Below are 9,944 nucleotides of genomic sequence, written 5' to 3' on the forward strand. Positions count from 1 at the left end.
GTAGACTGATGTTCATACAGGGACAGCCGTGCGTCAATAAGGAATGACAGGTCATTCTTCATGGACATATAGATGGCGTTCTCCAGGGTATTGATCTCCAGAAGTTCCGGATCCTCATAATGTTTTCCACTGATTGCATTATACAGTTCCAGCAGTTTCCTCTTGTCCTCAAAGATCATGACAAATAGGCGTGCCTTATACAGGCGGTTCGGTTTCTTCTCCATCCAGTTTCCTCCTTTGAAATAAAATGTCCGCAGGAGGCATCTGTCTTCTTTTATAAAACCTCTCTGCGATGTTTGATTGGGATACAAAGCATTGAGATTTCTTCTGACAGATCCTGTCTGAATGTTCGACGCGGCAGACGCCGCCAAGAAGTGAACAGCTAGAAATGTAAATGCTTTTGTTATGGAAAATTTATCACTGAACCGGCAGACTGTCAACTGCTTTTTTCTTTCAAAAATCTGCAACCTAATAAAAAAGCGCCTTGCAGCCATTTCAAAAGCCACAAGGCACTCCCTTTATTATGCTATTTTATTCAATCAAATATCGGATTAAATTTACACCTGCGGTCCAGCCGGAACCAGAGCCTTTCCGGCTTCGTTTCCTTCGTATTTCTTGAAGTTCTTCACGAATCTTCCCGCCAGGTCTTTTGCCTTCGCATCCCACTCGGAAGCGTCTGCGTAAGTATCCCGCGGATCCAGGATACCGGAATCTACGCCCGGAAGTTCGGTAGGTACTTCAATGTTGAAGTAGGGGATCTTCTTGGTAGGCGCGTTCAGGATATCGCCGTTTAAGATGGCGTCGATAATGCCGCGGGTATCCTTGATGGAGATACGCTTGCCGGTTCCGTTCCATCCGGTATTTACCAGGTAAGCCTTGGCTCCGCTCTTCTCCATTCTCTTAACCAGCTCTTCTGCGTACTTGGTCGGATGAAGCTCCAGGAACGCCTGGCCGAAGCATGCGGAGAAGGTTGGGGTAGGCTCTGTGATCCCACGCTCGGTTCCTGCCAGTTTTGCAGTGAATCCGGACAGGAAGTAGTACTGGGTCTGCTCCGGAGTCAGGATGGATACCGGAGGAAGTACGCCAAACGCGTCTGCGGACAGGAAGATCACTTCCTTAGCTGCAGGAGCTGCGGATACCGGGCGCACGATCTTCTCGATATGATCGATAGGATAGGACACACGGGTATTCTCCGTTACGCTCTTATCGTTGAAATCAATCTTGCCGTTCTCATCTACGGTTACGTTCTCAAGCAGCGCGTTGCGCTTGATGGCATTGTAGATATCCGGCTCAGACTCTTTGTCCAGGTTGATGACCTTGGCGTAGCAGCCGCCCTCGAAGTTGAAGACGCCGTTGTCATCCCAGCCGTGCTCGTCATCGCCGATCAGAAGACGCTTGGGATCAGTGGACAGAGTAGTCTTTCCAGTTCCGGACAGTCCGAAGAAGATCGCAGTGTTCTCTCCGTTCATGTCTGTATTTGCAGAGCAGTGCATAGAGGCGATGCCCTTCAGCGGCAGGTAGTAGTTCATCATGGAGAACATACCCTTCTTCATCTCTCCGCCGTACCAGGTATTTACAATAACCTGCTCGCGGCTGGTGATGTTGAACATGGCAGCTGTCTCAGAATTCAGGCCCAGCTCCTTGTAGTTCTCTACCTTCGCCTTAGAAGCGTTGTAAACAACGAAATCCGGCTCGAAGTTCTCCAGCTCCTCATCAGACGGGCGGATGAACATGTTCTTTACGAAATGTGCCTGCCAGGCGACTTCCATGATGAAACGGATCGCCATGCGGGTATCCTTGTTGGTTCCGCAGAATGCATCCACTACGAAAAGTCTCTTGTTGGACAGCTCGTCAAGGGCGATCTTCTTAACCGTATCCCATGCTTCCTGAGAAGCCGGATGGTTGTCGTTCTTGTACTCATCAGAAGTCCACCATACGGTATCCTTGGAGTTCTCGTCCATAACGATGAATTTGTCTTTGGGAGAACGTCCGGTGTAGATACCAGTCATAACGTTGACTGCGCCAAGCTCTGTCACCTGACCTTTTTCGAAGCCTTCCAGCTCCGGCTTTGTCTCCTCCTCAAACAGCATCTCATAAGAAGGATTATGCACAATTTCTGTGGTTCCGGTGATACCATACTTGCTCAAATCGATTTTCGCCATCTTACACTACCTCTTTTCTTTCATTTTTCTGCCGCTTCCGCTCTCCCTTCGTTCCCCGCCGGGCGCGTACTGCAACATTCTTTATTATTATCGCATTGACTCCGGAAAAAGTCAATACTTTAACAATCTTTTTTCGAAAGTTTTTTGTTTTTATTATTCATTTATGATTTATTCTTCCCAAAAATCAAGGAGTATTTTTGTTCAAAATGCAGGATTTTAATTTCAATCCTGCATTTTATGTTTATAATCCAAAATATTTCTGGTTGATCTTGCGGATGCGGATCACGTAGAAGACCAGGGCCACAAAAAGCAGCGCCATCATCACCAGGAACAGTGTATCCATTCCTCCCACGTACACGTTGTAGAGATCCACCGCCCCGTAGAGCGTGCCGATAACGCCCAGGATCAGAAGCGGCCACTGGGCCTCGTTGCAGTATCCCCGGAAATCCTTGCATTTTTTCGGATTTACATCCTTGGGGAGAAGGATCGAGGAACAGATCTCCCCCTTGAATTTCAGCAGATAATAACCGTACAGACAGTACAGGCCACAGCCCAGCCCAAATAAACCAAATATACTTTCCATCCTTTGCTACTCCTTTTCTCTTATGTTTCTGCAGCGCTCCTGCTTTAGATCCCCAGGATCCGGCGCACCGTCTCCTTCATCTCTGCCGGCGCACACTCCAGCCGGTGGCGGGGACTCTCCGTAAGGATCTCCCGGATAGCCCGGGGCATCTCCACGCCGGAGATCTTCTCCAGTTCCGGGATCAGATCCAGCTCCTCCCGGTCTTTGTAATGCCTGTCCACTGCGCTCAGCACGCTTTTGACGAATTTATAGGGACTTGCGGTGGAAGCCACCACACAGACTCCTTCCAGCTCTTCCTCTGCCCGGATCTCCTCACATACTTTGGAGGCCACCGCAGTGTGAGGATCGATGAGATAGCTGGTCTTCTCCCAGACCTTCCGAATCTGAGTGCAGGTCTCTTCCTCTGTGGCATATCCTGCCCGGAAATCATGAAGCCTCTTTCTCATCTCTCCTGAGATCTCATAGCGGCCGGCATCCCTTAATTCTTCCATCCTCCGGAGGGTCTCTTCATCGTCCCTCCCTGTGATCTCATAGAGCAGACGCTCCAGGTTGCTGGAGATCAGGATGTCCATAGAGGGCGAGATGGTCAGAAGGAACTGCCGGTTCCTGTCATACACACCGGTCTGGAAGAAATCAAACAATACTTTATTATCATTGGAAGCACAGATCAGCCGGTCGATGGGCAGACCCATCTGTTTCGCATAATAAGCAGCCAGGATATTTCCGAAGTTTCCGGTGGGCACCACAATGTTGATCTTGTCCCCCGCCTGGATCTCCTCATTTTCCAGAAGTCTTCCATAGGCATAGACATAATAGACGATCTGAGGCACCAGCCGTCCGATGTTAATGGAGTTGGCGGAAGAAAACTGCCGCCCTGCGGCCGCCATCTCCGCTGCCAGGTCTTTGTCCCGGAACAGAGCCTTCACCCCGCTCTGGGCATCATCAAAATTGCCGGTCACTGCCACCACATCTACATTGGCCCCCTTCTGGGTCACCATCTGCAGCTTCTGCACCTGGCTTACGCCGTCCCGGGGATAAAATACGATGATCCGGGTCCCCGGCACATCGGCGAACCCTGCCATGGCCGCCTTCCCTGTGTCCCCGGAGGTGGCCGTCAGGATCACGATCTCTTTGTCCAGGTGGTTTTTCTCCGCCGCCCTGGTCATAAGATGGGGCAGGATGGACAGCGCCATATCCTTGAAGGCGATGGTGGGGCCGTGGAACAGCTCCAGGTAATAAAACCCCCCTGCTTTGGCCAGGGGCGCCACCGCCTCTGTGTCAAACTTGTCGTCATAGGCCTTCCGGATACAGTCCTTAAGCTCCTCCTCCGTATAATCGGTAAGGAACTGCTTCATAACCGCCAGCGCCGTCTCCTGGTAAGTCATGGAGGCAAGCCGGGGAAGCTCCACCCCAAGCTCCGGGATCTTACCCGGGACAAACAGGCCGCCGTCCGGCGCCAGTCCCTGAAGGACCGCCTGGGAGGCTGTCACTCTTAAACTGGAATCTCTTGTGCTTTGATAATACAGATCCATAAGCTCCGCCTTTCTATGCCTGCTGCCTGGATCTGTCCCCGCGGAACGCGATAAACAGCGCCGCGCTCAGAGCCATCAGCAGTGGATAATACAGATAGGGCAGGATGTCAAAGGGGGTAATCCCTGTCAGGCTGGCCGCAGACAGAAGCTGAGCGCCGTAGGGGATCAGTCCCTGTCCCACCGAGGTAAAGATGTCCAGCAGGGAGGCGGAACGTCTAGATGACACCCCGAACTCCGTACTGATCTCTTTGGCGATAGGGCCGGACATCACGATGGCCACCGTGTTGTTGGCCGTACACAGATCCACCAGAAGGGCAAGGCCCGCGATACCTGCCTCTGCTCCCCGGGAGCTTCTGATCCTTCTGCGGATCAGGTCCAGGATAAACTGGATGCCGCCGGCCTCCCGCACCAGAGACACGATACAGGCCACCACAATGGAGATCACCGTAATATCATACATCCCCGTCACCCCGTCTCCCACTGCGGAAAACATGGTGGCAGGGGTCAGGCTTCCGGTGGCAAGCCCCACGATCAGGGACACTGCGGTGCCGCCCAGAAGCACTACAAATACATTAATGCCGATCAGCGCACCCACCAGAACCAGAAGGTAGGGAACCACCCGCCAGATACTGTAGGGCAGTTCTTCCGTCATCTGGTAATCCCCGTGCATGGTGACCAGGAAAAACAACACGACGGTGATAATGGCCGCCGGCAGCACGATCAGGAAATTCTCCCGGAACTTGTCCTTCATCTCACACCCCTGGGTCTTCACCGCCGCAATGGTAGTGTCCGAGATCATGGACAGGTTGTCGCCGAACATGGCGCCGCAGACTACCGCGCCCATGCAGATGGCCAGGCCGAATCCCGTCTTCTCGCTGATCCCCGCCGCAATAGGCGCCAGAGCCGCAATGGTTCCCATGGAAGTACCCATGGAGACCGAGATAAAACAGCCGATCACAAAAAGTCCGGCTACCGCCACCTTCGCCGGCAGGATGGAAAGCCCCAGGTTCACTGTGCTGTCCACGCCTCCCGCCGCCGTTACCGCGCCGGAAAATGCACCGGCGCACAGAAAGATCAGGCACATGGTGATGATATTCTCATCTCCCACGCCTCTTGAAATAATGGTGATCTTCTGCCCGAAATCCAGATCCCGGTTCTGCAGGAAAGCCACCGCCAGGGCGATCAGAAACGCCACGATGGCCGGCATGGCATAGAAATCTCCCGTCAGGATCCCGGACCCCAGGAAGATCACCAGAAATACACCTATGGGCAGCAATGCTGCTCCATTTCCTCTCTCATTCCCCACGACTCGTCCCTCTACTTCTTACTGTTGGTATATTTCACCAGCCCCCCGGCTGCGATCAGCTTCTGCATGAACTCCGGGAAAGGCTGCCCCTTGTACTGGGTCCCTTTGGTATGGTCGTAGATGGTTCCGGTGTCAAAATCCACTTCCACTTCGTCTCCCGCCTCAATCTCTCTTGCGGCTTCCGGGCACTCGATAATGGGAAGTCCGATGTTGATGGCGTTCCGGTAGAAGATCCGGGCAAAGGTCTCGGCGATGACGCAGCTTACCCCCGCCGTCTTCAGACACAGCGGCGCATGCTCCCTGGAGGAGCCGCAGCCAAAGTTCTTGTTGGCCACGATCATGTCGCCTTTCTGCACTTTATTTACAAATTCCGGATCGATATCCGCCATGGCGTGGCTGGCCAGCTCCTGGGCGTCGAAGGAATTCAGATATCTGGCCGGGATGATCACATCCGTGTCTACATTGTCTCCATATTTAAATACATGTCCTTTTGCTCTCATGCCTGTGCACCTACTTTCTCTGGATTGGCGATACAGCCTGCAATGGCGCTGGCCGCCGCTACTTCCGGCGACGCCAGATAGATCAGGGAGTCCACATGTCCCATCCGTCCTACGAAATTCCGGTTGGTGGTGGACACACATTTCTCTCCGGCCGCCATCACGCCCATATGGCCGCCCATACAGGGGCCGCAGCTTGGGGTGTTGACCGCACAGCCTGCATCTACAAATATCTCCAGAAGTCCTTCCTTCATACATTCTTTGTAGATCTTCTGGGTGGCGGGAATGACCATGACCCTCACGTCCCGGTGTACCTTGTGACCCTTCAGGATGGCCGCGGCTCTGCGCATATCCTCCATCCGGCCGTTGGTGCAGGAGCCGATGACCACCTGGTCGATCTTGATAGGCTCCATGGCCTCGATCTCGTCAATGGTCCTGGCGTTGCCCGGAAGATGGGGGAACGCCACGGTGGGACGGACTTCTCCCAGATCGATCTCGATCACTGCATCGTAAATCGCATCCGGATCCGCCTCATAGATCTTATATTCCTTCTTCGTGTGCTCCTTCAGATAGGCTTCCGTCTTCTCATCCACCGGGAAAATACCGTTCTTCGCCCCGGCCTCGATGGCCATATTGGCCATGGTAAACCGGTCGTCCATGGACAGGTTCCCGATGCCGTCCCCGGTGAACTCCATGGATTTGTAGAGGGCTCCGTCCACCCCAATCTTACCAATGATATGGATGATAATGTCCTTGCCGCTCACATAAGGCCCCGGTTTCCCGGTGAGCACAAACTTCAGCGCGCTTGGCACCTTGAACCACAATTCACCTGTGGCCATGCCGGTGGCGATATCGGTGGTCCCCACTCCCGTGGAGAAGGCTCCCAGCGCCCCGTAGGTACAGGTGTGAGAGTCCGCGCCGATGATGCACTCTCCTGCCGCCACCACGCCGGCTTCCGGCAGGATGGCGTGTTCCACGCCGGACTTACCCTGCTCAAAATACCAGGTCAGTCCCTGGTCTTTGGCGAACTCCCGGATCGCCTTGGAGTTCTCCGCTGATTTAATATCCTTATTGGGTGTGAAATGGTCCGGCACCAGCACGACTTTATCCCGATCAAAGACCTTGTCCGCCATCTGCCCGAAGATGGGCAGGGCCATCGGTCCTGTGATATCATTTGCCATAACCACATCTAACTTCGCCTCGATCAGCTGGCCTGCCTCCACATGGTCCAACCCTGCGTGGGCTGCCAGGATCTTCTGCGTCATTGTCATTCCCATCACGACAACCTCCTGTTCTTCTACTTGTACTTAGCTTTACAGGATATTTTAACACAGATGAGCAAGAGGGCGCAAGAAAGAATACACAAGAGCGCAAGAACCATCAAGTTCCCCTCATCCCCGGTTTTCGGGGCCTGGGGAAGGGGCTCTTCCTGCCGGGGCGAAGGTTGGGGCGCCGGCTCTTCCGGTTCCGGCTCCGGCTCTGGTTCCGGCTCTTCTGGTTCCGGTTCCGGCTCTGGTTCCGGCTCTTCCACCTCCACGGTCTCCCGGTCCTTCTCCTCAGGAGCATTATCCGCCCGGACCACCACTTCATTTTCAATCTCCCGGCCGATCACCGAAGCGTCGGTGATGGCCACCTGGTACTCCACCCGATACCTCTGCCCGCTCTCCGGGCCCCGGAGGAATTCCCCGGCCTCGATGGTATAGGAATTGCCCCGGACGGTGATCTTCGCCTCCGGGACCACCTGGTCTTCCTCATCCAGCAGCACCACGGAAGTCTTCTGAAGCTTCACGCCTTCCGTAAGGATGGTATCGGTGATCACCACATTCTTGGCCACCGCATCCTGGATCCGCTGGGTCACATCGATGGTATAGGTAATAAGGTCCCCCAGCTCATAGGTCTTGCCGGATTTGTCCGCCTCCTTCTCAATCTCCAGCTCCGGCTCCGGGACCCAGGACACCTGGAGGGATACCGGTTTCACCTGGGCTTTCACCAGGGTCCCGCTTCCGATGTGCTGATTACCACTCCCCGCCTCGAAGACCAGCGCTCTCCACTTCTGCCGGTTCTTCCCGTACAGGTCGCCGGTCTTAAAGCCGCCTCCATTTCCATAAGCCACATCCGCCCAGAGATAGAATCGGTCGCCCCCGCGGACTACCGCCTGTTCCTGGTCACTGGTCCCCCTGGTCACATTTACCAGAGTCACCCCTTCCGGCAGAGGGATCTTCACCTGGTTGGCCGGATCGCCTGTGCAGGTTACCGTCTCCGTCTGCTGCCGTCCCTCTTTTGGATCGAAGGATGCCGTAAGCTTTGACCGGGAGAATGTAAGCTCCGGCTCCGGGATCTCCGGGAATCCCTTCACCGCCTCCACGCATCTGCGGATTGCTCCTTTGGTCTCCTCACTCAGGCCCCGGAAGGCATCGCTCCCTCCGTAGATATAGGACAGCATACAGTGGGAGAAGCAGTAAGCCTCCTGCTTTCCACGCCAGTCTTCCGGCAGCTCCTTCTCCAGATAATCCTCATAGCCCGGGCCGCCGTACACATAATAGAGAGCCTTGGCCAGAAGAGAATCATTGCCCAGAAGGTCCGCCTCGTAAGTTCCTCCCTCCGGCGGCATCTTCTCCGGCTCCAGGCAGTAGCCCAGTTCCCCGTCAATGTAGTAATAGTTGGTCACGTAGCCTTCATAGGCCACCTGTTCGCCCCGCTCCAGCGTCACATCCTGGGCCCGGGCCTCAAGCGACATTCCCTGCCCCATCCCCAGCCACAGGCACACGGACAGCAGGGCGCCTGTCAAAAGCGTCCATATTTTCTTCATAAAAATCTCCTTTCCTGATACGCGAAAAAAACGTATCTCTTATCAAAATACGAACCAACAGTTACCCAATGAAAAAAACGTATGCCCCCTTTCTCATGTGAAATTCCTCGTTTTGGAAATCAGGGAAGAAATCATCCCTTACTGGGGAAACCCCGTGAATAAAAAGAATTGAAAATTTCTTAGACGAGTGTCCTTATCATAAATGGAAATCTCCGGTTTGTCAATAGGACAAACCGGAGATTGTATGTTATCTCCTGACGTGGATCCGCTCCCGCAGTTCCTCCAGGATATCGATATGCCGGCCAAACCGCATGGTGGGGAATGCCTTCAGGAACCGGGCGCTCCTTCTGGCGCTGGAGCGGGCCAGCTCCTCGTAGCGCTCCCGCAGCTTCTGCGTCTGCTCTTCCATCCGCCTGCGGCTTTCTTCCGCGGCTTCCTCCAGCCGCCTGCGCCCCTCTTCCGTAGCTTCTTCCAGGGCCTCCTGGGCCTTCTCGTGGAACTCCATCACGTCGGTCACATTTTCATAGATATTGGCCCCCACCTTATCCGAGAGCTCCCGCAGCTCCGCCGCGATCTTCTCCATGGCGTCAAGCTGCCGGTTCAGCTTCAGGATCGAGGAGGCGGTCACGCCCAGATCCGCGAAGAGGGCGATCTCCAGGATCACGATGAACACGATCCCAAGGGGCACCGGAAGGGCAGATATGCCCCGCCCCACCACCGGATGGATCACCCGGACGATCAGCACGCAGCACACGCCCCACACCAGGGAGAAGGGCAGGCACACGTAACCCCCGATATTCAGCGGCTGGTCCGTATAATCCCACCACTTGTGGTGGAAGATCTTATCCATGAAGAACCCGGTAAGCCCTTCCAGCACCGTCACCAGCACCGTGGATGCCACGTAGAGGAGCACCAGATTCTGATGGACGGGCATAAGAAGCAGCACCACCAGCACCACGCCCACACCGTAGATCGGACACAGGGGCCCGTTTAAGAACCCCCGGTTTACGAACTTTCCCGTCTTCACGGCAGCGAAGGCAACCTCCGTACACCAC

Annotated in this window: 8 protein-coding genes and 1 pseudogene; all 9 read right to left on the reverse strand. The window is 54.6% G+C overall.

All coding sequences use genetic code 11. The features are described 5' to 3' along the window. A pseudogene (locus tag ACML7B_RS02380) lies at positions 1-224 on the reverse strand (hypothetical protein); the annotation flags it as partial. Positions 225-557: 333 nt separating this feature from the next. Next, positions 558-2,162, reverse strand: a complete 1,605-nt coding sequence (pckA, locus tag ACML7B_RS02385; protein WP_346708088.1) for a phosphoenolpyruvate carboxykinase (ATP) — start codon at positions 2,160-2,162, stop codon at positions 558-560. 241 nt (positions 2,163-2,403) lie between these two features. Beyond that, entirely contained in the window at positions 2,404-2,745 is a 342-nt protein-coding gene (locus ACML7B_RS02390) for a hypothetical protein (protein ID WP_346708087.1), read from the reverse strand. Positions 2,746-2,789: 44 nt separating this feature from the next. Then, the gene (gene thrC, locus ACML7B_RS02395; protein ID WP_418539196.1) at positions 2,790-4,277 is read right to left on the reverse strand and encodes a threonine synthase; all 1,488 of its coding nucleotides are present in this window, start codon (positions 4,275-4,277) and stop codon (positions 2,790-2,792) included. 13 nt (positions 4,278-4,290) lie between these two features. Continuing rightward, on the reverse strand, positions 4,291-5,583 hold the full coding sequence (locus tag ACML7B_RS02400) for a Na+/H+ antiporter NhaC family protein (protein ID WP_346708085.1): 1,293 nt from the start codon (positions 5,581-5,583) through the stop codon (positions 4,291-4,293). Positions 5,584-5,594: 11 nt separating this feature from the next. Beyond that, on the reverse strand, positions 5,595-6,083 hold the full coding sequence (leuD, locus tag ACML7B_RS02405) for a 3-isopropylmalate dehydratase small subunit (RefSeq protein ID WP_346708084.1): 489 nt from the start codon (positions 6,081-6,083) through the stop codon (positions 5,595-5,597). Then, positions 6,080-7,357, reverse strand: coding sequence for a 3-isopropylmalate dehydratase large subunit (leuC, locus tag ACML7B_RS02410; protein ID WP_346708083.1), 1,278 nt, complete (start codon positions 7,355-7,357; stop codon positions 6,080-6,082). Before leuC ends, leuD begins: the two co-directional genes overlap by 4 nt. Before the next feature lie 20 nt (positions 7,358-7,377). After that, positions 7,378-8,889 (reverse strand): thioester domain-containing protein, encoded by a 1,512-nt coding sequence (locus tag ACML7B_RS02415; protein ID WP_418539197.1) that lies wholly within the window; start codon positions 8,887-8,889, stop codon positions 7,378-7,380. Between the two features lie 247 nt (positions 8,890-9,136). Continuing rightward, positions 9,137-9,944: putative ABC transporter permease (locus ACML7B_RS02420; protein WP_418539198.1), on the reverse strand; the 808-nt coding region annotated here is incomplete at its 5' end.

This window comes from Massilistercora timonensis (assembly GCF_048354975.1).
Taxonomy (GTDB): Bacteria; Bacillota; Clostridia; order Lachnospirales; family Lachnospiraceae; genus Massilistercora; species Massilistercora timonensis.

Excerpts from the sequence above, each read along its gene's own strand:
- pckA (WP_346708088.1), bottom strand. The coding sequence starts at position 2,162 with ATGGCGAAAATCGATTTGAGCAAGTATGGTATCACCGGAACCACAGAA.
- ACML7B_RS02390 (WP_346708087.1), bottom strand. The coding sequence starts at position 2,745 with ATGGAAAGTATATTTGGTTTATTTGGGCTGGGCTGTGGCCTGTACTGT.
- thrC (WP_418539196.1), bottom strand. The coding sequence starts at position 4,277 with ATGGATCTGTATTATCAAAGCACAAGAGATTCCAGTTTAAGAGTGACA.
- leuD (WP_346708084.1), bottom strand. The coding sequence starts at position 6,083 with ATGAGAGCAAAAGGACATGTATTTAAATATGGAGACAATGTAGACACG.
- leuC (WP_346708083.1), bottom strand. The coding sequence starts at position 7,357 with ATGGGAATGACAATGACGCAGAAGATCCTGGCAGCCCACGCAGGGTTG.
- ACML7B_RS02415 (WP_418539197.1), bottom strand. The coding sequence starts at position 8,889 with ATGAAGAAAATATGGACGCTTTTGACAGGCGCCCTGCTGTCCGTGTGC.